At 64.6% G+C, this 21641-nt stretch carries 18 protein-coding genes; 7 read left to right on the top strand and 11 right to left on the bottom strand.

Features of this window, described 5'->3' with window-relative positions; genetic code table 11:
- The first annotated feature begins 57 nt into the window (after positions 1-57).
- Positions 58-1389 carry a D-serine ammonia-lyase gene (locus tag FSY59_RS14470; protein WP_148729194.1) on the top strand — a complete coding sequence of 444 codons (1332 nt, stop codon included), beginning with the start codon at positions 58-60 and terminating at the stop codon, positions 1387-1389.
- 13 nt (positions 1390-1402) lie between these two features.
- Here FSY59_RS14470 and FSY59_RS14465 read toward each other — a convergent pair whose 3' ends face one another.
- The 6 genes from FSY59_RS14465 to purU all read right to left on the bottom strand — a co-directional run bounded on the left by FSY59_RS14465 (position 1403) and on the right by purU (position 9463).
- Positions 1403-2674 carry a sorbosone dehydrogenase family protein gene (locus FSY59_RS14465; protein WP_148729193.1) on the bottom strand — a complete coding sequence of 424 codons (1272 nt, stop codon included), beginning with the start codon at positions 2672-2674 and terminating at the stop codon, positions 1403-1405.
- A 52-nt stretch (positions 2675-2726) separates the two neighbouring features.
- Complete coding sequence (locus FSY59_RS14460; RefSeq protein WP_003050665.1) at positions 2727-4274, bottom strand: FAD-linked oxidase C-terminal domain-containing protein; 1548 nt, start codon at positions 4272-4274, stop codon at positions 2727-2729.
- 138 nt (positions 4275-4412) lie between these two features.
- Positions 4413-5531 carry an ABC transporter substrate-binding protein gene (locus FSY59_RS14455; protein WP_148729192.1) on the bottom strand — a complete coding sequence of 373 codons (1119 nt, stop codon included), beginning with the start codon at positions 5529-5531 and terminating at the stop codon, positions 4413-4415.
- A 156-nt stretch (positions 5532-5687) separates the two neighbouring features.
- Positions 5688-7607, bottom strand: a complete 1920-nt coding sequence (locus tag FSY59_RS14450) for a UvrD-helicase domain-containing protein (RefSeq protein ID WP_034377304.1) — start codon at positions 7605-7607, stop codon at positions 5688-5690.
- Between the two features lie 80 nt (positions 7608-7687).
- Positions 7688-8590, bottom strand: a complete 903-nt coding sequence (locus FSY59_RS14445; protein ID WP_003050675.1) for a LysR substrate-binding domain-containing protein — start codon at positions 8588-8590, stop codon at positions 7688-7690.
- 24 nt (positions 8591-8614) lie between these two features.
- Positions 8615-9463: a formyltetrahydrofolate deformylase gene (gene purU / locus FSY59_RS14440; RefSeq protein WP_003050678.1), complete on the bottom strand. Its 849-nt coding sequence runs from the start codon at positions 9461-9463 to the stop codon at positions 8615-8617.
- A 51-nt stretch (positions 9464-9514) separates the two neighbouring features.
- Here purU and FSY59_RS14435 point away from each other — a divergent pair, with 51 nt between their 5' ends.
- Positions 9515-12217 (top strand): GGDEF and EAL domain-containing protein, encoded by a 2703-nt coding sequence (locus FSY59_RS14435; RefSeq protein ID WP_003050681.1) that lies wholly within the window; start codon positions 9515-9517, stop codon positions 12215-12217.
- A 24-nt stretch (positions 12218-12241) separates the two neighbouring features.
- Here the strand turns inward: FSY59_RS14435 and FSY59_RS14430 are convergent, their stop codons facing one another.
- The gene (locus FSY59_RS14430) at positions 12242-13138 is read right to left on the bottom strand and encodes a ChaN family lipoprotein (RefSeq protein ID WP_050874045.1); all 897 of its coding nucleotides are present in this window, start codon (positions 13136-13138) and stop codon (positions 12242-12244) included.
- A 147-nt stretch (positions 13139-13285) separates the two neighbouring features.
- Between FSY59_RS14430 and FSY59_RS14425 the strand changes: the two genes are divergently transcribed.
- Both FSY59_RS14425 and FSY59_RS14420 read left to right on the top strand, forming a co-directional pair.
- Positions 13286-14386 (top strand): AbrB family transcriptional regulator, encoded by a 1101-nt coding sequence (locus FSY59_RS14425; protein ID WP_003050686.1) that lies wholly within the window; start codon positions 13286-13288, stop codon positions 14384-14386.
- Positions 14387-14394: 8 nt separating this feature from the next.
- Positions 14395-14628, top strand: coding sequence for a hypothetical protein (locus FSY59_RS14420; RefSeq protein WP_148729191.1), 234 nt, complete (start codon positions 14395-14397; stop codon positions 14626-14628).
- 84 nt (positions 14629-14712) lie between these two features.
- Here the strand turns inward: FSY59_RS14420 and FSY59_RS14415 are convergent, their stop codons facing one another.
- From FSY59_RS14415 to FSY59_RS14405, 3 genes are all read right to left on the bottom strand, one after another.
- On the bottom strand, positions 14713-15012 hold the full coding sequence (locus FSY59_RS14415) for a DUF3567 domain-containing protein (RefSeq protein WP_003050692.1): 300 nt from the start codon (positions 15010-15012) through the stop codon (positions 14713-14715).
- Between the two features lie 285 nt (positions 15013-15297).
- Positions 15298-16446, bottom strand: coding sequence for a DUF3108 domain-containing protein (locus FSY59_RS14410; RefSeq protein WP_148729190.1), 1149 nt, complete (start codon positions 16444-16446; stop codon positions 15298-15300).
- A gap of 25 nt (positions 16447-16471) precedes the next feature.
- Positions 16472-17263, bottom strand: a complete 792-nt coding sequence (locus tag FSY59_RS14405) for an IclR family transcriptional regulator (RefSeq protein WP_003050698.1) — start codon at positions 17261-17263, stop codon at positions 16472-16474.
- A 109-nt stretch (positions 17264-17372) separates the two neighbouring features.
- Between FSY59_RS14405 and FSY59_RS14400 the strand changes: the two genes are divergently transcribed.
- The 3 genes from FSY59_RS14400 to FSY59_RS14390 all read left to right on the top strand — a co-directional run bounded on the left by FSY59_RS14400 (position 17373) and on the right by FSY59_RS14390 (position 20565).
- A complete protein-coding gene (locus FSY59_RS14400) occupies positions 17373-18443 on the top strand; it encodes a fumarylacetoacetate hydrolase family protein (RefSeq protein ID WP_003050700.1) in 1071 nt (356 codons plus the stop codon).
- 24 nt (positions 18444-18467) lie between these two features.
- Positions 18468-19490 (top strand): TraB/GumN family protein, encoded by a 1023-nt coding sequence (locus FSY59_RS14395; RefSeq protein ID WP_255439451.1) that lies wholly within the window; start codon positions 18468-18470, stop codon positions 19488-19490.
- A gap of 100 nt (positions 19491-19590) precedes the next feature.
- Positions 19591-20565 carry a tripartite tricarboxylate transporter substrate binding protein gene (locus FSY59_RS14390; RefSeq protein ID WP_003050706.1) on the top strand — a complete coding sequence of 325 codons (975 nt, stop codon included), beginning with the start codon at positions 19591-19593 and terminating at the stop codon, positions 20563-20565.
- 110 nt (positions 20566-20675) lie between these two features.
- On the opposite strand, the gene FSY59_RS14385 is transcribed toward FSY59_RS14390, so the two are convergent.
- Positions 20676-21578 (bottom strand): LysR family transcriptional regulator, encoded by a 903-nt coding sequence (locus FSY59_RS14385; RefSeq protein WP_003050708.1) that lies wholly within the window; start codon positions 21576-21578, stop codon positions 20676-20678.
- Positions 21579-21641: the final 63 nt, after the last annotated feature.

Here is a 21641-nt window from a genome sequence, read left to right as displayed (position 1 = left end):
GCCGTCCCGTCCGGCATGCTCCATTGGCCCTAATATGGCTGTCTTGTATGACGATGGATGCATGCCATGACTTTCTCCGTGCTGCACAACCTGGTTGAAGATCTGCGCCATGCCCGGCCCACGCTGTGGGCCGGGCGCAGCGATGCAGAACAGTCCTCGCAGGTCATAGACGCGGCCCAGGTTCAGCAGGCCGTAGAGCGCTTCGAGCGTTTTGCGCCCCTGCTGGCGCGGCTGTTTCCCGAGCTGCAGGTGGCTGGCGGGCGCATTGAATCAGCGCTGCAGCCGGTGCCGCAGATGCAGCGGGCGTTGCAACTGCCCGAGCAGATGGGCCGACTCTGGCTCAAGGCCGATCACAGCCTGCCGGTGGCGGGCTCCATCAAGGCGCGCGGTGGCGTGCACGAGGTGCTGGAGTACGCGGAGCGGATCGCCTTGCAGCACGGCCTGCTGGCTGATGGCGACTATCTGCAACTGGCCGCCGATGCCGCGCGTGCGGTGTTTGCCCGCTACCAGGTGGCGGTAGGCTCCACGGGCAACCTGGGCCTGTCGATCGGCATCATGGCCTCGGCACTGGGCTTCGAGGCGGTGGTCCATATGTCAGCCGATGCCAAGGAATGGAAAAAGCAGCGCCTGCGTGCGCGTGGCGTGCAGGTGGTGGAGCATGCCGGCGACTATGCCCAGGCCGTGGCTGCGGGCCGCGCGCTGGCCGACCGGGACCCTCACTGTCACTTTGTGGATGACGAGCATTCGCTCTCGCTGCTGCTGGGCTATGCGGCGGCGGCTCCATACCTGGTCGCGCAGCTTGCACAGCACCAGCTTGCAGTGGACGAGACGCATCCCTTGTTTGTCTACCTCCCCTGCGGCGTGGGAGGTGCGCCTGGCGGCGTGGCGCTGGGTCTGCAGCAGGCATTCGGGCCGCATGTGCATTGTTTTTTTGCCGAACCCGTGCAGTCGCCCTGCTTCATGGTGGAGATGCTGGCCGGTGCCTCGGCCCTGCCGGGTCTGGGCGCCCATCCCTCGGTCTATGCGCTGGGCCTGAACAACCGGACCGAGGCCGACGGCCTGGCCGTGCCGCGTGCGTCGGAGCTGGCTGCCGACGTGGTGCGTGGCTTTCTCGGCGGCGTGTTCACGGTGGCGGACGAGACCCTGTTTCGGCATCTGTACCTGTTGCAGGACAGCGAGGGGCTGCAGATCGAGCCATCGGCTGCAGCGGGCTTTGGCGGTCCGCGTGCCCTTCTTGAAAGTGCTGCGGGTCAGGACTATCTGCAGCGCCAGAAGCTGCAGGCGCATATGGCGAACGCCACACATATCGTCTGGACCACGGGCGGCCTGTTTGTTCCGGGCGATGAGTACGCCCGGTTTCTGGCGCGCGGGCGCGATGTGACAAACTGAGCGCCTTACTGGGTTATTTGGGCCTTGGCGCCATGCCTGCTTCGCTCATCAGCACCAGCAGGCTGCGGTTGAAGTCCTCCACCACGAGCAGCCGGCCCGCATGGTCGATACCCATGCCCGTGGGGCGCCCGGCGGGGCGCAGACCGGGTTTGGCATCCCAGTTGCTCAGCCACTGAATGGGCTGGCCCGAGGGCCGGCCCTTGCCGTCGCGTGCAAAGCCCACGAGGCGCTGGCCCTCGGCCCGCTGTCCATGCCAGGCCACCAGCAATTGCCCTCCAAATGCACTGCCGATCGGTGTCGCCAGCATTTGCAGCGGAGCCACATGGGCAGGCCAGAGCATGTGCGGTGCTTCGGTCTTGCTGCAGTCGAAGCGCTTTTCATAGCCTTGCGCGCTCTGGCGTGCGCCTATGCAATAAGGCCAGCCATAGTCGGCACCTGCGCGCAGCAGGTTGAGCTCCTCGGGCGGCTGCTTGGGATCGCGGTAGTCGATATTGTTCTCGCCCTGCCAGATCGTGCCCGCCGCCGGGCCATCGGGCATCACGGCCAGTGCCATGGAATTGCGCAAGCCGCTGGCAAATGGCTTGAATTCCTTGACGCTCTGCGGGCCAGGCTGCAGCACCATGCGCCAGACCGCAGCGCGCGGCATGGCCGCGCTGCGCTCGGGGCAGGGAACGGGTTGCTTCTGGTCCTCACTCCGGCAGGCGTCGGTGGCCGAGCCCATGTTCACGTAGAGGCTGCCGTCCGGCGCAAACGCCAGCTCCTTGAGCAGATGGGCGCCGTCGGCTGGCAGGCCGCTGGCCAGCATCTCGGGCTGCGGCGTCTGGCCGAGAGCGGGCACTGCAGCCCGCCATATCTTGTCGGCCTCGCCGATATAGACCTTGCCGTCAGGTCCGCGCACCATGCCCGAAGGATAGTTGAGCCTGCTCAGCAGCACCCGGGCTTCCACGGCCTTGGCCGTGGTGTTGGCATTGGCGGCAGTGGCGGAGTCAGGAGGCAGCCGAAGCTCGATCAGCTGGCCCGCATGGGGCATCCAGTTGCCCATGTCCAGCACCCAGATGCGGCCAGGCGCAATTTCCAGCACGCGACGCGGAAAGCGCAGGCCGTGGGCTTCGTCGGCAATCAGGCCCACGCAGGTGCCGGCGGGGCTGGTGATGGCCAGGCGCGGATAGATGCCGCATTTGCCGGTGGAGGTGTAGCCACGCGCCTGTGCGGGCTGGGGCGCAGCCAGCGTCAGCAGTGCCGGGGCCAGCAGCAGGCCCAGCGTCTTACCGATGGAAGAGATCATCGAACGGCTCCACAAATGCATTCAGCAGCCGTGATCTTGCCATGGCCGGACTTCAGAATCGCGGCAGCTCGGGATGGGCGATCTGGCCGCCGCGCACCAGCATCTTGCCGTACTCTGCGCAGCGGTTGAGCGTTGGAATCACCTTGCCGGGGTTGAGCAGGGACTGCGGATCAAACGCTGCCTTGAGCGCGAACATCTGGGCGTTCTCGGCCGTGGTGAACTGGGTGCACATGCTGTTGAGCTTTTCCACTCCGACACCATGCTCGCCTGTCACCGTGCCGCCCATGGCCACGCTGGTTTCCAGAATGTCGGCACCGAACAGCTCGCAGCGGTGCAGCTCGTCGGGGTTGTTGGCATCGAACAGGATCAGGGGATGCAGATTGCCGTCGCCCGCGTGGAACACATTGGCGCAGCGCAGCTGGTACTTCTTCTCCATCTCCTGGATCGCGAGCAGGATGTCGGCCAGGCGCTTGCGTGGAATGGTTGAGTCCATGCACATGTAGTCGGGGCTGATGCGGCCGCTGGCGGGAAAGGCATTCTTGCGCCCGCTCCAGAAGCGCAGGCGCTCTTCCTCGCTCTCGCTCACGGTGATGGCTGTGGCTCCGGCGTGGCGCAGCACTTCGCTCATGCGGGCGATCTCTTCTTCCACCTCCTCGGGCGTGCCGTCGCTCTCGCACAGCAAGATGGCTTCCGCCGTGAGGTCATAGCCGGCACGCACAAAATCCTCCACGGCGGCCGTCATGGGCTTGTCCATCATTTCCAGCCCGGCCGGAATGATGCCGGCCGCGATCACTGCGGCCACTGCGTCGCCGGCTTTGCGCACATCGTCGAAGCTGGCCATGATGCAGCGCGCCAGCTGGGGCTTGGGCACGAGCTTGACCGTGACCTCGGTTACCACGGCCAGCATGCCTTCGCTGCCTATCATGACGGCCAGCAAGTCCAGTCCGGGGGTGTCGAGTGCATCCGAGCCGAATTCGACGGGCTCGCCTTCGATGCTGAAGCCCTTGACCTTGAGCACGTTGTGCACCGTGAGTCCGTATTTGAGGCAGTGCACGCCGCCCGAGTTCTCGGCCACATTGCCACCGATGGTGCAGGCGATCTGGCTGCTGGGGTCGGGCGCATAGTACAGACCGTAGGGGGCAGCGGCTTCGCTGATGGCAAGGTTGCGAACGCCGCATTGAACCAGGGCCGTGCGGCTGTAGGCATCGACGCCGAGGATTTTGTTGAACTTGGCCAGCGACAGCGTCACGCCCATGGGGTGGGGCATGGCGCCGCCCGAAAGTCCGGTGCCCGCGCCGCGCGCAATGACGGGAGCCGCGATGGCATGGCAGGCCTTGAGCACGGCCTGCACCTGTGCATAAGTCTCGGGCAGGCAGACCAGCAGCGGGCGCTGGCGGTAGGCCGTCAGTCCGTCGCATTCATAGGGCGTGGTGTCTTCGCTCTGATAGAGCAGGGCATGCGCCGGCACATGGGGGCGCAGTGCCGCCAGCACCTCGGCCTGGCGCCTGGCGCGCTCGGACGGCTCGGGCAGGTGATGTGCTGCGTTGGCCGCCGTGCTGGAGGTGGCGACGAGATCGGTGAATGTGCTGGCGGACGTCATGCCTGCAAATGTAGGGGATGCGCCCGCGCCTTGGTGTGAGCTTTATTGCAAAGCTGCTTGAAATGCTTTGCGATGACAGTCATGAAAGCTTTTGAAATGAGAGCATTAAACGCTTTATGGGTAAGCGATTGAGTCGATTTATTCTCTGAAATGGCCGCCTGCGTCGATCATGGTCAACCCGACATAGCTGGAGCCGCTGCGTGGCGGCATGAAGCGCAGGTGCATGGCGCCGTAGCGAACCTCCCCCATGGCGTCGAGTGCGGCAGTCAGGCTCGCACGCTGATTGGAGGGCGTGGCCTTGCGCAGCGCATCGAGCAGGGTGCGGGTGTTGAGAAAGACTTCCAGCCCCAGGTAGGAGGCTGGCGGCATGCCTGGCTGGCCGACGAGTTGCTGGTAGTCCCTGATGGCCGGGATCGCGCCCTTCCAGGGACTGGGCACCAGGGTGGTGAAGGCGATGCCGCGCGTATACGGCCCCAGCCCTTGCACCACGGCGCGATTGGCCTGAGCGGCCAGGTTGTAGAACGGTGCGGTGACATGGGCCTGCCTGGCCATGCTGATCAGACCTATGGTGGCCGGAGCGCCCGCCAGCACGATGACGCCCTGGAGATCGGGCTGGGCGGCCAGCTGCCTGGCCAGCTCCGGGGTATTGGCGCCCGATGCTTCCACGGCCAGTGTGATGACGGGTTTGAGGTCCTTGGCGGCAAAGGCGGTCAGGGCAATCTGCAGACTGTCTTTGCCGAAGCCGTCGTTCTGATGAACGATGGCGACTCGTCGCAGACCTATGGTCTGCATTTGCTGCAACATGGCCGCAATTTCGGCCTGAGTGCTGGCGCGCAGCGGGTAGACGAATCGGCTTGGCTGCTGGCGCATGCTGCCGGCCCCTGCAATCACCCCCACCAGGGCGGTCTGGCCCTGCTGTATCTCGGGCTGCATGGCGGCGCAGCTGGCCGTTCCCCAGCAGTTGAGCAGGGCCACGGCCCCTTCCTGGATCAGCTGGCGTGCATTGCCGGCGGCGCGCTGCGGTTCGTAGCCATCGTCCAGTACTCTGAGCGTCAGAGGCTTGCCCCCCAGTCCGCCGAGCTTGTTGAAAGCCTCCACCTGGGCCTGCATGATGCTCAGCCCTTCCTTGCCGGCCTCGGCCTGTGCACCGGACAGCGGCAGGCTGGCACCGATGGTGACGGGGCTGTCCTGCGCATGCAGGGGCAGGGCGGCAATGCCGGCGGCCAGAAGCCAGGCGCAGCGCATTGGGGTTGGCATAGGTCTCCTCCTCGTTGTTGTGAGCCCATGGTGGGAGGGGGAGCAGGCCGGCGATAGAGGGCAACTGCGGCAATGTCTGCACGCAGCGACGTTACGCAGTTTTGACTCGCATGCGGGATACAGGCTTGACCTGTATCAGCCCACGGCCTTGCGTCGTCAGCTGCTTTCCAGTACCCACAGCCGCTTGCTGGCGCGGGTCATGGCGACATAGAGCAGATTGCGCTGCGGGTCGTTCGCATCGGAGGAGAAATGCCTGGCATGGACGAAGGGCACGGCCACATAGTCGTATTCATGGCCTTTGCTGCGCTCCACCGTGAGCAGCTGCAGGCTGGGTTTTTCCTGGCGCTGATGCTGTGCGATGCTCGACTGGACCATGAGGCTGAGACGGCCCAGGAATTCATCGACGGTAAGCCCGGCGCAGATCTGCGACAGCGCTTGCAGGCTGGCCAGGCATTGGCGCAGCTCCTCCCGGCTGATGGCGGCCTGGGCAAAGAACTGCTGCAGCAGCGGATGGCGGCACAGCTGTCCAGCATCGGCGCACTGCTCGGCGGGAAGGGCCAGCAAGCGGGCAGCGGCAGAGTCCGGTGCGATCTGGACGGCAAGGAAACGGCGCATGGCACTCTGCCGTCCCATCAGTTCGGCTGCGATGCGCAGCGTGTCGGACTCCGGCGGGGCTTCGCCCAATGCACTCATGTCGAACAGGCCGTTGGCCAGCAGATCCCGGTCAGGTGGACTGGCATGGCGCACATAGCGCATCAGGCCTTCGGCGGCGCTGTTCAGAATGCCTTGCGAGAGCCGGGCGGTACCGCTGCAGCCGGGCATGGCCCACAGCATGGCCAGCACCAGGGCGATTTCACGGCGCTGGTAGAAACGCTGCATGCCTTTGCAGGCATAGTGCACGCCTTCGTGGGCGAACAGCCATTCAAGCCGTATCGAATCTTCGGGCGAGCGCAGGATGACGCGCAGCACGGCGGGCGGGTCCTGCGGTTTGCGGGGCAGACGGGCCACGGTGGCATGGATGTCCAGCAACTGCCGCGCGCAGTCCTCATCATCGCCACGGCGATGTTCGAACCAGGCCGAGGCATTGCGGTAATGGGCTTCGAACTCCACGCCGAAGAGACGGTTCAGTTCCTGGCAGATGAGGGGGCCGAAGCGATAGGTTGTGTTTAGCGTGGCCTGGCCGGTGCCTGCGGGCAGCTCCTGCAGTATGCGTTGGGCGCTGTCGCCAAAGATGGAGGAAGCGCCCGGCAGAATGTGCTGGTTGAAGTCGCCGACACCGATGAAGCGGCCGTTGCCGCGTGCCAGATGCCGCAGCACCAGCAGCGCTGCCTCGTCCAGGTCCTGCAGCTCGTCGAACAGCACGGCCTCGAAGCGGCCCTGCAGCAGCGTAAAGCCGGCATCGAAGTCCAGTGCGGCCAGCTGGCAGGCCAGCGCGTAGGTGCAGTCGCCGGGTGCATAGAACAGCGGCTCCTGGGTGGGGCCCGAGCGCAGCCGCTCATAGCTGCGCAGCAGCCGGTACAGGCCGTAGTCCAGAGCGTTGTCGCGGCAATATGCCAGCGCTGCGAGGCCGCTGGCATCGATGTCGAGTTCCAGCATGCGCTGCTTGGCCTGGGCCTCGAAGGCGAGGAAGGCACTGATGTCCAGGGGGCGGGCAAAGTAGTCCGTGAGCTCGGGCAGCTCGAGCTCCTTATGTCTCTCGACCTCTTGCCGCAGCGCCTCATGGGCTTGCTCGATGAGCATATTCTTTTCGAGGCCCGAGCTGAGCAGGGGGACAGGGTCGCCCTGCTCTTCGAGTAGGCGGGCGCAAAACTGCTCCAGAGTGAGCAGGTGCAGGCCTTCGAGGTGGACGGCGGTGAGCCGGTCCAGGCGTGCCTGAATGGCCTTGATGCCGGCCTCGGAGTAGGCCAGCATCAGCACCTTGCGCGCGCCCTGGGTGCGGATCAGGTCGACGGCCTTGATGGCCAGCGTGGTCGTCTTGCCCGTACCGGCCAGGGCGCGGATGAGCAGCGACGACGCTTCGCTGTTGAGTGCCTGGTTCTGGTCAAGGCCGGGGTACAGCCTGGGCTGCAGGTTCATGCCGTGAGTGCTCCATCTTCGTTATCCATCGCGCGGCCTGTGCAACGGGCTGCGCCGCAGCGCAGCCGACGGGTCGCCGCTCAGCCCATGGCCTTGCGCAGCCACTCTGCGAAGGCTGCGCATTCCCAGCGATCCATGATGCCGGTCTTCCAGCACAGATAGTGTGCGTGGGGGCTGGGAGCATCGACATCGAACAGGCGCACCAGTGTGCCGTTTTCCAGCCAGGGGGCTCCGAGCTTGTGTCGTACCAGGGCAATCCCCATGCTGGCCGATGCGGCGTCGCACATCAGGCCGATGTCGTTGAACTGAGAGCCTTCGTTGGGTTCGGCCATGTCGAGGCCGGTCGCGGCGAACCAGGTGCGCCAGGGCTCCAGCGGGCTGCGCAGCAGCGGCATGCCTTCCAGGTCGTCCGGGCGCTCGAACGGTCCGTGCTCGCGGATGAAGCTGGGTGAGGCCAGCGGTGTGACGGTGTCGCGGGCCAGTTCGATATGCTCCACGTCGGCATAGTGGCCGGCGCCGAAGCGCACCATCAGGTCGGCGTCCTCACCGATCACATCCAGCAGCGGAATCGAAACCTGCAGCGCAATGTCGATTTCGGGATAGGCCTCGGTGAACTGGCGCAGGCGTGGAATCAGGATCACGCGCGCAAATGTGGGGGTGACGGCCAGTTTCAGGCGTCTGCGTCCGGGCGAGGCCGATGCTCCGGGGAAGCGCTGCAAGGCGCCCAGGCCTTCGCGCACATGGGCCAGATAGGAGCTGCCGTCCGTGGTCAGCGAGAAATCCGTGCGGCCAAACAGGCGCGCGCCCAGAATCTGCTCCAGCTGCTTGACCCGGTGGCTGACGGCGCTGGGCGTGACACACAGCTCCTCCGCCGTCAACGTGACCGAGCGCAGCCGCGCCAGCGCCTCGAAAGTGAGCAGGCACTGTATTGGCGGAATCCGCCTGGCCGTAATGCTGTTCAAGGAGCCGGGGCTGCGGGTCATATGGTCAATCCCAAGCCCAGGGATTTAGCGGAACACCACGGTCTTGTGACCGTTGAGAATGACGCGTCGCTCGCTATGCCATTTCACGGCACGTGCCAGTACCTGGCTCTCGGTGTCGCGGCCGCGGGCCGTCAGGTCTTCGACGGTGTCGGTATGGTCGGCGCGCGCCACGTCCTGTTCGATGATCGGGCCTTCGTCGAGGTCGGCGGTCACATAGTGGGCGGTGGCACCGATCAGCTTCACGCCGCGGTCATGCGCCTGGTAGTAAGGCTTGGCACCCTTGAAGCTGGGCAGGAAGCTGTGGTGGATATTGATGGCGCGACCGGCCAGCTTTTTGCACAGATCGTTGGACAGCACCTGCATGTAGCGGGCCAGCACTACCAGCTCGGCGCCTTCTTCCTCGATGATCTCGTACTGGCGCTCTTCGGCCTGGGCCTTGGTCGCGGCAGTCACGGGAATGTGATGGAAGGGAATGTTGTAGCTGGCCGCCAGCTGATAGAACTCGCGGTGGTTGCTGATGATGGCCTTGATCTCGATGGGCAGCAGACCCGACTTCCAGCGGAACAGCAGGTCGTTGAGGCAGTGGCCTTCCTTGCTGACCATGATCACGGTCTTGATGCGCTCGGCTTTGGAGTGCAAACTCCACTGCATTTGATATTGATCAGCTAATTGAGCAACGGATGCCTTTAGAGAGGCGGCGTCTTTGCCATCGCAGGCAAACTGCACGCGCATGAAGAACAGGCCGGTTACCGGGTCGTTGTACTGCGCTGCTTCTTCAATATTGCCGCCTTGCTCAAGCAAGAATCCGGAAACGGCATGCACCAGGCCCAGTCGGTCTGGGCAGGATAAAGTCAAAATATAGGCTTGGGTCATAGCTGGGCAATTGTCGCAGCAAGGCGAGGACCCTGCGGACAAAGGAAATTCATGAAAAGCGAGGAGGGGCATTCTGCGCTCACACCCAGGGTGATTGTCGCCCTCTATCTGTGTGCCGGGATGCTGTGGTTGGGGGCACAGGCAGGTGTGCTCAACTATTTTGATGTATCGCTGAATCGACAGTCGCTGCGTTGGCAGATAGGCCTGTTCATTGTTTGGTTGCTGGCGACCGCGCTGGTTGCACTCTGGTTCATGCAGCGCAAGACGCGCGCTGACCAGCGTGGCCGGGAGACTGCACAGGAGCTGGAGCTGGTGGTGCGCCACGCACCGGCCGGCATGGCCCGCGTGCACGTGGGCGGGGCCGAGATTGTCTGGGCCAATGCCAAGCTGGCGGGTTGGCTGGGCCGAAGCGTGGAATCGCTGCGCGGCCAGGATTTTCGGGTGCTGGTGCCGGTCCATGACCGGGACGAGGTGGTTCTGCAGCTGCAGCGCCTGCTCGACGGCAGCACTGACTACTTTCAGGTGCTGCGCCAGTGCGTGAATGCCGAAACCGGCAAGGTCACGCCCGTGCTGTGCACCACCAGCCGCGTGGCGGCGTCGGGGGTGGGAGGGCCGGTAGCCCTGGTCTGCGTGCTGCAGGACCTGAGCGAGATGGTCAGCGCGCGCAATGCCATGATGCGCAGCGAGACCATGCTGCGTCTGGCGCTGGAAGGCAGCGGCAATGGCGTGTGGGAATGGGATGCGCTGGAGCGGCGGCTGAACTTCTCCACGGGCATGAGCGCCTTGCTGCGCTACCAGGGTCAGGATCTGGCCCGCGAATTCGATTTCCACCAGCGCCTGCATCCCGAAGATGCGGCAACGGCGCGCGCCCAGGCCGAGCAGGCGCTGGAGCAGGGCAGCATGCTGGTGCTGACGGCGCGTCTGCTGTGCTTCGACGGTCTGTACCGCTGGTTCCGCGCACGCGGTCAGGCACACAGGGATGCGAGCGGACGTCTGATACGTATCTCGGGCCTGCTCTCCGACCAGACCGCGAGTCGCGAAGCCGATGAGCGCAGCCGTCTGGCTTCCACCGTGGTGGATAACACCATCGAGGGCGTGGTGGTGACTGATGCAAACAGCCGCATTCTCTCGGTCAACCATGCTTTCACGCGGCTGCTGGGCTTTTCCGAGGCCGAAATGCTGGGCAAGACGCCGCGCATGTTCAAGTCTGGCCGGCATGACAAGGCCTTCTACGATGCCATGTGGGCCAGCATGCATGCCACCGGGCACTGGCAGGGTGAAATCTGGAACAGGCGCAAGAACGGAGAGGTCTTTCCCGAACGCATGTCGCTGAGCGCGGTCAGGGACGCGAACGACAAGGTGACGCATTACGTCTGCATGTTTACCGACATCTCGGCCGAGAAGGCGCGCGAGCAGCAGCTGGATTTCCTCGCCCATCGCGACACCTTGACCGGTTTGCCAAACCGTGCGCAGTTCACGCGCATGCTGGGCGAGGCGGTGGCGCTGAGCCAGAGCAACAACCTCCGCATGGCCGTTCTGCTGTTCAATATCGACCGCTTCAAGGACGTGAACGACAGCTATGGCCACTCCATCGGCGACGAGGTGCTCAGGCATGTGGCTGTGCAGATGCAGGGCGCTTTGCGCCACGGCGACATCATTGGCCGCCTGGCGGGCGATGAAATCTGCGTGGTGGCCCAATCCATATGCGGTCGTGACAGTGCGGTGGAGGTGGCCGAGCGCCTGATGGCAGCTGCCGGCCAGCCCTGGACCACGCCGGACGGGCTGTCCGTGGTGGTGAGTGTCAGTGCCGGCATCTGTCTGTACCCCGAGCATGCGCTGACGGCCGGCGATCTGCTGCAGGGTGCCCATGCGGCGGTTTATGGGGCCAAGGCCAGGGGCTCCAATGCCTGGTGCTTCTTCCATGAAAACATGACTCAGGCCGCCCGCGAGCGCCTGGCCATGGAGGCGCGTCTGCGCCGTGCGCTGGATCTCGGTCATATGCGCTTGCACTACCAGCCGCAGATCGATCTGGCGACGGGACGCCTGATGGGGGCGGAAGCCCTGGTGCGCTGGCTGGACCCCGAGGACGGCCTGATCTCTCCGGCCCGCTTCATCACCGTGGCGGAAAACTCGGGCGTCATCGGTCCGCTGGGCCTGTGGGTGCTGGGCGAGGCCTGTCGTCAGGGCCAGCAATGGCGTGCCGCAGGCCTGCCCGATCTGACGATTGCGGTCAATGTCTCGCTGCATCAGTTTTTGCTGACCGATATTGCCGGTGCCACGGCCAGGGCGCTGGCCGAGTCGGGCTTTCCGGCCAGTCTGCTGGAGCTGGAAATCACCGAAAGCGCACTGGCCGAAAAGCCCGAGGAGGCACTGGCCGTGCTCAACCGCCTGCGCGAGCTGGGCCTTCGCCTGGCCATTGATGACTTTGGCACCGGCTATTCGTCGCTGGCGCACCTCAAGCGCTTCCCGCTCGATCTGCTCAAGATCGATCAGGGCTTTATCCGCGACATTCCGCACAGCGCGGACGATATGACCATCAGCAGCTCGGTCATTGCCCTCGGTCATGCCATGGGCCTGAAGGTCCTGGCCGAAGGCGTGGAAACCCAGGAGCAACTGAGCTTCCTGCAGCAAAAGGGTTGCGACTACTTTCAGGGCTATTTCTGCAGCCGGCCCTTGCCGGCCGAAGACTTCACGCGCCTGCTGGAACAGACCCGCGAGGGGCAGCCGCTGGTGGCTGTCGCGACTGCGGACTGAGGATCACCAGCCCGGCAGCAGCCGTCAAGGCTTGGGCGCGGGCCTGTTTTTCCATTGATCGCGCAGTTGCTGGCATTGATCCTCGGAGGCATTGCCTTCAAGTGTCAGCTGCTTGTCTGCTTTCATTGCGGTAGCAGTCTGTGCTTTGTCTGATTGGGCTATGGCCACTTTTTGCTTGAAGTCGGCAGGCAGCCAGGTCGGCACGCCGATATCGCTGCGCACATGACCACGGCCCGCTACCAGCAGCACGCTTTTGCCGGGCTGGCCCAGCTCGCGCACCGCTGTTTCCGTCACCCTGGCCATGGCTTCGTCGCGGGCCAGCTGAATGCGGGCCATGGGCGCTAACTGCGATTCGGGCAGCAGGCCGCAGTGGCCATCCTTGATGGCGTCGAGTTGCAACTGCCAGCCTGCGGCCGGCAGGTGTGCGTCGTAGCGGGACTCGCCCATGGCCTGCTTCATGCGGGTGCGCGGCAGATTGCCGCCAAGCACGGGCACGCCTGCCTTCACGGCAGCCATCACCACCGGACCATAGTCCTGCCATGGCCAGCCGCCCGGGCCGCCGCCCTGGGCCCATTGCAGCGCGGCCTTCACCTCCTCGTCGCTGGCCGATGCCGGCAGGCTCCGGGTGCTGCCGCCTGCGGGCGCCATCTCGACCACCAGGGCCGCGAGCCTGTCTTGCGCTGCCAGGTGGCGCACGGTAGCGGCTTCCCACTGGTGATGGGCGATCTGGTCATGCTGCTCGCCGAGCAGGATGAGCGGTGTTCCCGCCCACTGGCCCAGTGTCTGCTGCCACTCGGCATCGCTGGTTCGCTGAGCGCTTTGATGGGCGCAGCCGCCCAGCAGCAGGGCGCCGGCAAGAGCCGTCAGGGCCAAAGGATTGAGACGCTGGCGCGGCTGCGCCGCAGAAATGAAAGTCCACATATGAGCTGATTGCATTCGTCTAAGACGGGGCATGGCTTCGTAGCTGTAGATTTCGTACCGGCTTTGCCCACCGAGTTTTGCCGCGATACTGCGGGGCATTGCCCCTGTCGCGCGTCCATTGTCGTGCCTTGCCGGATTCCCGTGCACATGTCCGTATTGCTTCCCCCCGCGTTTCTGGCCCGTGTGGCCGTCACCCTGCTGCTGGCCTGGCTGGCCGCCCAGCTCTGTCTGATGCTGCATACGCCGCTGCCGTGGATGCTGGGGCCGCTGATTTCCATCTCCCTGCTATCGATGGGTGGAGCGCCCACCCAAAGCTGGGCCAGGCTGCGCGATCTTGGGCAGTGGACGATAGGCGGCGCACTGGGCCTGTATTTCACGCCTGCCGTGACCGAGCTGGTGGCCGGCCTGTGGTGGGCGATTGCGTTGGCCATTGCCTGGGCCTTGCTGCTGGGCTGGGGCTTCGGGCGCTGGCTGTATCGGGTGCAGGCAGCTTCCATGCTGGGGCAACGGGGCATGGACGAAAAGCGCTTGCGTGCCACGACCTACTTCTCTGGCGCGATAGGCGCGGCCTCGGAGATGACGTTGCTGGCCGAGCGCGAGCATGCACGCACCGATCTGGTGGCAGCGGCGCACAGCCTGCGGCTGGTGATAGTCACGGTGAGCATTCCCTTTGCCCTGCAATGGGCGGGTCTGCAGGGTGACCCTAGCCTGACGCTGCCCAGCGTGCGCAATGTGCAATGGCCGGGCTTTGCCTGGCTGGTTCTGGCCACTGGCGCGGGGGCGCTGCTGATGCTCAAGCTCAGGCGTGCCAACCCCTGGTTTCTCGGCGCGCTGGCCGTATCCATGGGCTTGACCATGGCAGGCCTGGAGCTGTCCGCCGTGCCCCAATGGCTGATGAATGCCGCCCAGCTGGTGATCGGCGTCAGCCTGGGGGTGCGCTTTCGCCGTGAGTTCCTGCACACGGCGCCGCGCTGGCTGGGCATGGTGGCGCTCGGTACCGTGGGTCTGATGGCAGTTTGCGCGGGCTTCGCCTGGCTGCTGCACGGTGCCACAGGCCTGCCCTGGGTGACCTTGCTGCTGGGCACATCGCCGGGCGGCATTACCGAGATGGCCATCACCGCCAAGGTGCTGCAGCTGGGCGTGCCCGTGGTCACGGCCTTCCAGGTCTGCCGGCTGATTGCCGTGCTGTTGCTGGTGGCGCCGCTTTACCGCTGGCTGAGCAGTGCGCCGCCGAGGACGCAGTCATAACCCGCAGCATGCAAAAGCGCTGGTGGCTCTGTCTGATCATCAGTGTCTGTGCGGGCCTGCTGCTGGCCGGACTTCTGATGTGGATGGCCTGGGACCACAATCCCCAATGCGAGATTCACTGCGCAGAGCAAGGCATTGACTGGGGTCACTGGCTGGCGCTGGGCGCGGCAGGGTGGCTGCTGGGTTTTTTCGGCTGCATGCTGCCTGCCAGCATGTTGATGCTGCTGTGCAGAAAGTCATAGCGACTCGTGCTTTCCTGATAAGCACTAAGGCGTGTTTTCAGGCATTAAAAAAGCCACTCTTCCGAGTGGCTTTTTGTAAGGTCTTCAGTGAATGATGACCGGCTGCTGGGCCAGGCCCGTATAGGTGTCGAGAATTTCCTCCACCTCCTCTTCGGTGGGGGCATCCTGCTGCCAGGCGAGGATCTGTTTCTGGAACATTTCGGCCCAGGAGCCGTCCAGATACACCTCCTTGCCCGAGCGCTTGTCCACGATCTCGAAGCCGTGGCGCGGCAGTTGATGGGCCTGCTGGATCTCGGCCTTGGCTGTGCCTGCCGGAACGTCTGCCTCCATATCGGGACGCAGATGGAGCACCGCAAAGGATTCAGAGTCGTAAAGCATTTGCATGGTGTTCCTCCTTTCACTTCCGTTATGAGCATGCCTGCCATGGATATGGCGGCAGGGTGCCGCATTTCAAGGTGGAAATGCCTGCTCTTGGCACTTGAGCACAGTATTCCATGGATTTGACATGGCTGTGGGCAACTGGTTTTCCCAAGCTGTAGTAGGCAAGTCCTTGAGCGCTGCGACAGCGTTCAGCCCGAGCCGGTGCAGGTTGCAGGCCTTGGCTGGAAGGTAAGTGAGCGCTTTTGATGCGGTAGCCCTGGGGTTTACGCCAGGAGGCGACACTCCGGGCTATTGCGGGGCGGGCTGATATTTCTTGAGCTGCAGATCGACAAAGTCATCCTGGCCCTGGCTGAGCTTGATGCGCACGGGCAGGTATTGCATGGTAGGAGCCAGCCAGACCGAGCCGCGCTGGTCGCTGCTGCTTTTGCCGGGCAGTTTGTCCAGGCGCAGCGCCATGACGCTGCCAAACGGCAGCTCCAGCGCCTCGCTGGCACCTACGCGGAACTGCCAGCGCACTGCCGAGCGTGCGCTGCTGGTGGTCAGCTCTATCAGTGTGCCTGGCGGGTATTTTTCGGGGCCGGCAGCCATCAGGGCCGAAAGCTGCAGAAAGACGCTGAGGCGGTCCTGCACGCCGTCGCCAATGGCTGCATCGGTCTGCCCGCCGCTGTAGTGCGCCTTGCCGCTGGCCACGTCAAAGGCTGCAGACTGGGTTCTGCGCCCCTTGTCGCTGAAATTGAGTGGTTGCAGGCCCTTGGGCGTGATCAGCCCTTCGCTGGTCTGGGCGCGTTCGCCCAACAGGAACATGCTGATCGACTGCCTGGCCTGGTAGTACTGACCGTCATGCTGCCACTGCAGCTGGGCGCCGGCCGAGTATTGAAAACCCTTGACCTGACCCGAGGCATTGAACTCCAGCGTGGCGGAGTTGGGCAGGGTGACGGGCAGCACGGCGCCAGGCGGCAGCGGCGCGCTGCCTGCGGGCGTGACCGTAATGGGGCGGGCCGTGTCTGCGCCATGCGCCTCGGCTTGCTCGGTTGCAGGCTCTGGTGCCGGTTCTGCAGCAGCGGGCTGCTCCGTATTGGCAACTGCTTCTGTTTCAGGAACTGCTTGCGCTTGTGCCTCCTGAGCTGGATGCGGATTTGGTGCGGAATCCTGCTCGCCCGGTATGGGCGTGGGCACGGGGGCCGGCGCTGGCGCCCGGGGCGCAACCCGGGGCTTGGACGCCGGCGGCGCAGCCGGTTTGGGTGCCGCAGGCGGTGGCGGGGGAGGAGGGGGCGCCTGCAGCATGCGCGTCTCCATCACGATCTGGGCGTCGGCAGGCCTGTTCGCAGGGCTAGGCTCCGGCAGTCCCCAGAGCAGCAGCCCGTGGGCTGCCAGCACCACACCGGTGATGGGCAGCAGCGCTTTGCGTGCCTGGCTTGCCTGAGGAGTGCGGCCCATGAACGTGGATCGGAGATTGCGGGTTTCAGTGGCTGGAATCGGCGCGCCAGCCCAGGTCGCTGGAGAGCTGGCGGGCAGCCGCCTGCAGCGGCGCGTCTATGGCTCCACCATAGTCGGGGTCGAAAGTCGCCAGCGAGCCCAGGGTCATCAGGCCCAGCACGATATGGCCGGATGCGTCGAAGACCGGCACGCAAAAGGCCACAATGCCCGGCAGCACGGTATCGACCACGCGGGCCGTGCCGCGCTCGCGCACTTCGGCCAGCATGTCCGCCACGGCCTCCTCGGTCTGGGGCAGATCCTGGCGTTTGGCCTTGCGGGCGCGCTCGATTTCGGGCTCCAGCAGCGGCGCCGTCATTTCGCGCGGCAGCCAGGCACCAAAGCAGCGGCCCGTGGCCGAGGCCAGCATGGGCATGACGTCGCCCAGGCGCAGATTGGCGGTGACGGATTGCGCCGACTCCTCCCAATGCACGATGGTCGGGCCATGGTTGCCCCAGACGGCGATGGCCAGCGTGTGGTTCAGGGTCTCGAGCAGCGCCGGAATGCGCTCACGCGCCAGACGCACGGGGTCGAGGCGGGCCAGCGATGCCAGGCCGATCTTCAGCGCCGCAGGGCCCAGGTCGTAGCGCGAATTGCGCTCGTCCTGCGCCACCAGACCGATGCGCTGAAAGCTCACCAGATAGCGGTGAGCCTTGGCGGCACTCATGCCGGCGGCAGCGGCGACATCCTTGAGCATCAGCGGTCCGCTGGCCTGTGCCAGCGCCTCAATGAGGGAGAAACCCACTTCGACCGACTGAATCCCTGCGCGTTCCTTTTCCATTGCAATAGAATCGTGTTTTGTTTAGTTAAATCAATTTAACCAATCGTAATTTTGGCTAGCGTTGTCAGGCATTGTGCCAGCACCGCTGCCGCGAGCAGAGGGACAGAGAATGAAACTGGCAACGTACAAGGATGGCTCGCGTGATGGGCAACTGGTCGTGGTCTCGCGTGACCTGAGCCAGGCCTGCTATGCCACCGGCATTGCCAACCGTATGCAGCAGGTGCTGGACGACTGGAGCTATATGGCGCCCCAGCTGCAGGATCTGTCCCACGAGCTCAATCATGGCAAGGCCCGCCATGCCTTCCCCTTCGATCCCCGGCGCTGCATGGCCCCGCTGCCGCGAGCTTATCAGTGGGCCGATGGCTCGGCCTACATCAACCATGTGGAGCTGGTGCGCAAGGCGCGCAATGCCGAGGTGCCCGCCAACTTCTACACCGATCCGCTGATGTACCAGGGCGGCAGCGATGACTTCATCGGCCCCTGCGACGATGTGATCGTGCCCAGCACGGCCATGGGCATTGACTTCGAGGCCGAGATTGCCGTCGTCACCGGCGATGTGCCCATGGGCACGGACGCGAGAGATGCGCTGGACGGCATCCGTCTGGTCATGCTGGCCAACGACGTGAGTCTGCGCAATCTGATTCCCGGCGAACTGGCCAAGGGCTTCGGTTTCTTCCAGAGCAAGCCCGCCACGGCTTTCAGCCCCGTGGCCGTGACACTGGACGAACTGGGCGATGCCTGGAAGAGCGGCCGTCTGCATCTGACGCTGCAGAGCACCTGGAACGGCCGCAAGGTCGGCATGTGCGATGCGGGCGAGGAGATGACTTTTCACTTCGGCCAGCTGATCGCCCATATCGCCAAGACCCGCAATGTACGTGCCGGCTCCATCGTGGGCAGCGGCACGGTGAGCAACAAGGGCGTGGAGACCGGCAGCGGCAAGAACAAGCGCACGGAATGGCCCAAGGGCTATAGCTGCATCGCCGAAAAGCGCTGCATAGAAACCATTCAGGACGGCGCGCCCAAGACCGAGTTCATGCAGTTCGGCGACACCATCCGCATCGAGATGAAGGGCAAGGATGGGCAGAGCATCTTCGGCGCCATCGATCAGAACATTGCGCCGCCCGGCAGCAGCAGGGATGACGAGCCGCAGGGCCAGTCCTTGAATGCCTCCGAGGACTGAAGCCGCGACGCAGCAGCCATGCCCATGCCAAGTCTGAATCTGCCTCGCCGCAGGCCATCGCTGAAGGCCGTGCCGGCCGCGTTGCTCGCACTGTGTGCGGGCCTGTGCATGGCGGCCGAGCCCGAAGCAGGCTGCCCGCCGCCCTTCAGCCCGCCTACACAGGCCGAAGTGCAGGCCATGGCTGCCCATATGCAGGACAGGGGTCTGCTCTGGCGCGTGCAGGATGGCGAGCGCACCAGCTGGCTGTACGGCACCTTGCATGTGGGCAAGCGGGAATGGATGCTGCCCGGCCGCACCATTGTGCGCTCCATGTATGGGGCAGACCTGCTGGCGCTGGAGCTGGATTTGCTGAATCCGCAGGTCATGCAGCAGTTGAGCGAGGGTTTCAAGGCCCGTGCCGACGCCCCCGCACTGCCCGCAGATCTGGAGGCCCGGCTGGCGCTGCAGCGAAAGCGAGCCTGTGCCGAACACCTGAGCGCGGAGCGCCCGGATGCCCAGTTGCTGGGGCTGGTCAGTCAACTGGGGCGCAAGCAGGGGCTGATGGCCGAGTTTGGCGCCGACCTTTTGCTGGCGGGCATGGCCCAGGCGCTGCACAAGCCCGTGCTGGGGCTGGAGTCGGTCCAGACCCAGCTCCGGGAGCTGCTTTCCGACGACCCCGCAGAGGTCCGGGAAAGTGTGCGTGACGGGCTTGAGCAGCTCGAAGATCCCAAGTCCCCGCAAACCCTGCAACAGCTGGCGAACATCTGGGCCAGCGGCAATGAGGAAACGCTGGAGAACTATGCCGATTGGTGTGACTGCATCAAGACCGAGCGTGACCGGCTCAAATACGCGCGCCTGATGGAGGGACGCAATCCCGGCATGGCGCAAGGCATTGCGAACCAGCTCAAGCAGGGCAAGACGGTGTTTGCTGCCGTGGGCGCGCTGCATATGGTCGGGCCCATGGGCTTGCCCGAGTTGCTGCGGCAAAAAGGCTATCAGGTCGAGCGTGTGAGATTCAAGTCGCCAGCCAAACAGGAATCGAAGTCAAAAGCACTTCAAACCGAATAGAGACAAGCGCAAGCTGCTATCAATTCTAAAAAAGCAGGCAGCTTGGCGGGGTCCAAAAATCATTCCACAACCCCCTACATCACCCTCAAGGAGACAAACGATGGATCGTCGTCAATTCCTGGCTGCCATGGCAGCCAGCTCGGCTGCTGCCGCATCCCCCTTTGCCATGGCGCAGGATTGGCCCGCCAACCCCGTGCGCTGGGTCGTTCCCTACCCACCCGGAGGCGGCACCGATGTGCTGGCCCGTACCGTGGCGGAGTCCATGCGCAAGACGCTGAACCAGACCATCGTGGTGGACAACCGTCCCGGTGCCTCGACCAATATCGGAGGCCAGCTCGTTGCCTCGGCCAAGCCCGATGGCTACACCATCATGTCGGCCGACAACGCCATCCTGGCCTTCAACGAACACCTGTTCAGCAAGCTTCCCTTCAGCCCCGACAAGGATTTCACCTATGTGGGCGGCATCAGCCGCTTCCCCATGGCGCTGGTGGTCAACCCCGCATTCGAAGCCAAGGACTTCAAGGAATTCCTGGCCTATGCCAAGGCCAACCCCGGCAAGCTCAACTACGCCTCACCCGGCAATGGCTCGCCCCACCATCTGGCCATGGAGCTGTTCAAGAACCGCACCGGCACCAGCCTGACCCATATTCCCTACAAGGGCGCTGCGCCCGCGCTGGCCGATGTGATGGGCGGTCAGGTGCCTTGCATGTTCCTGGATCTGGCATCGGGCCTGCCCGTGATTCAGTCCGGCAAGGTGCGAGCCCTGGCCATAGGCACGGCCAAGCGCGTGCCCAATCTTCCCAACGTGCCTACGCTGGCCGAGCTGGGTCTCAAGGATTCCGAGGTCTACGCCTTCCAGGGCATTCTGGGTCCCAAGGGATTGCCGCCAGCCATCGTGCAGCGCCTCAATGCAGACCTGCAAAAAGCGTTCAAGGATCCCGACGTGGTCAAGCGCATGGCCGACTTCGGCATGGAAGCCCTGCCCGGCACGCCCGAGCAGTTCCACCAGCTGGCACGCACCGAAGCCAAGCGTTGGGGTGAGGTCATCAAGACGGCTGGCGTGAAGCTGGACTGATCGTTCCTTCCCTGAGCTTCGCGAGGTCCTGGGCATGGCGTGAGCCGTTGCCGCAGACCTCGTCGGCTCGCATCACCACGGCCCTGCCTCCTTGAGTTGCAGGGCCGTTTTCAATAGGGCAGTATGCCCGGCAGCAGTGGACGGCTGAGGCGCTCGCGCCACCATTGCTGGGCCCGGCCGCGGGCATCGCTGCGCCAGGCCAGCCAGAAGGTTTCGGGCGGACGCGGCTCTTCCACCGCCAGTTCCACCAGCACGCCGGTCTCCAGTTCCACACGCACGCAGGCGCGCGGCACAAAGCCGTGGCCCAGCCCGGCTGCCTGGCATTCGATCTTGGCCTGCATGCTCGGCACGGTGATGCGCCGCTGGCCGGTGAGCAGGCCCACGGTGCGGTCGGTCAGCGAGCGCGCGCCGTCCCCCACCACCACGGCGGTGTGTTCCAGCAGGTCGCTGCGCGCCAGTGGGCGGCCCAAGCGCGCCAGCGGATGGCTGGCCGTCACGCAGAACACGAAATCGAGCTGGCCCACGGCCACGGCCTTGTGGCCGCCGCCGGCAGGGCCTTCGCCTGCCGCCACGATCAGGTCGGCCCGGCCTTCGCGCAAGGCTTCCCAGGTACCGGTCAGCGTCTCGCTGCCGATGCGCAGACGCGTGCCGCTGTTCAGCGCCTCGAAGGCCTGAATGTCGGCGCCGAAGGCGCTGGTGGGGATCAACGAGTCATGCACCAAGCGCACCTCGGTCTCGAATCCCGTGGCGATCTGGCGCAGCCGAGATTCGAGCTGACGCGCGGCTGCCAGCAGCCAGCGCCCTTCCTTGAGCAGTTCCTCGCCTGCTGGCGTGAGACTGACGCGCGGGCCGTTGCGCACAAACAGGTTCAGGCCCAGTTGTTCCTCGAGCTTGGACACGGCATAGGAGATGGTCGACGGTACTTTGTGCAGGCGCTCTGCCGCACCGGCGAACGAGCCGTGGCGCGCAATGGTGTCCACCAGTTCGATGGCTTCCAGAGAGAGTTTGAGCATATTGGATGTGCCTGAAAAACAATCATCGAAATTATCGATGATTGAGAAGATTTTCTTTCAGCA

The sequence above is a fragment of the Comamonas sp. Z3 genome (assembly GCF_008121565.1).
GTDB lineage: Bacteria > Pseudomonadota > Gammaproteobacteria > Burkholderiales > Burkholderiaceae_C > Comamonas > Comamonas brasiliensis.
This window is presented reverse-complemented; position numbering and strand designations above follow the sequence as displayed.

Excerpts from the sequence above, each read along its gene's own strand:
- FSY59_RS14470 (WP_148729194.1), top strand. The coding sequence starts at position 58 with ATGCATGCCATGACTTTCTCCGTGCTGCACAACCTGGTTGAAGATCTG.
- FSY59_RS14465 (WP_148729193.1), bottom strand. The coding sequence starts at position 2,674 with ATGATCTCTTCCATCGGTAAGACGCTGGGCCTGCTGCTGGCCCCGGCA.
- FSY59_RS14460 (WP_003050665.1), bottom strand. The coding sequence starts at position 4,274 with ATGACGTCCGCCAGCACATTCACCGATCTCGTCGCCACCTCCAGCACG.
- FSY59_RS14455 (WP_148729192.1), bottom strand. The coding sequence starts at position 5,531 with ATGCCAACCCCAATGCGCTGCGCCTGGCTTCTGGCCGCCGGCATTGCC.
- FSY59_RS14450 (WP_034377304.1), bottom strand. The coding sequence starts at position 7,607 with ATGAACCTGCAGCCCAGGCTGTACCCCGGCCTTGACCAGAACCAGGCA.
- FSY59_RS14445 (WP_003050675.1), bottom strand. The coding sequence starts at position 8,590 with ATGACCCGCAGCCCCGGCTCCTTGAACAGCATTACGGCCAGGCGGATT.
- purU (WP_003050678.1), bottom strand. The coding sequence starts at position 9,463 with ATGACCCAAGCCTATATTTTGACTTTATCCTGCCCAGACCGACTGGGC.
- FSY59_RS14435 (WP_003050681.1), top strand. The coding sequence starts at position 9,515 with ATGAAAAGCGAGGAGGGGCATTCTGCGCTCACACCCAGGGTGATTGTC.
- FSY59_RS14430 (WP_050874045.1), bottom strand. The coding sequence starts at position 13,138 with ATGTGGACTTTCATTTCTGCGGCGCAGCCGCGCCAGCGTCTCAATCCT.
- FSY59_RS14425 (WP_003050686.1), top strand. The coding sequence starts at position 13,286 with ATGTCCGTATTGCTTCCCCCCGCGTTTCTGGCCCGTGTGGCCGTCACC.
- FSY59_RS14420 (WP_148729191.1), top strand. The coding sequence starts at position 14,395 with ATGCAAAAGCGCTGGTGGCTCTGTCTGATCATCAGTGTCTGTGCGGGC.
- FSY59_RS14415 (WP_003050692.1), bottom strand. The coding sequence starts at position 15,012 with ATGCAAATGCTTTACGACTCTGAATCCTTTGCGGTGCTCCATCTGCGT.
- FSY59_RS14410 (WP_148729190.1), bottom strand. The coding sequence starts at position 16,446 with ATGGGCCGCACTCCTCAGGCAAGCCAGGCACGCAAAGCGCTGCTGCCC.
- FSY59_RS14405 (WP_003050698.1), bottom strand. The coding sequence starts at position 17,263 with ATGGAAAAGGAACGCGCAGGGATTCAGTCGGTCGAAGTGGGTTTCTCC.
- FSY59_RS14400 (WP_003050700.1), top strand. The coding sequence starts at position 17,373 with ATGAAACTGGCAACGTACAAGGATGGCTCGCGTGATGGGCAACTGGTC.
- FSY59_RS14395 (WP_255439451.1), top strand. The coding sequence starts at position 18,468 with ATGCCAAGTCTGAATCTGCCTCGCCGCAGGCCATCGCTGAAGGCCGTG.
- FSY59_RS14390 (WP_003050706.1), top strand. The coding sequence starts at position 19,591 with ATGGATCGTCGTCAATTCCTGGCTGCCATGGCAGCCAGCTCGGCTGCT.
- FSY59_RS14385 (WP_003050708.1), bottom strand. The coding sequence starts at position 21,578 with ATGCTCAAACTCTCTCTGGAAGCCATCGAACTGGTGGACACCATTGCG.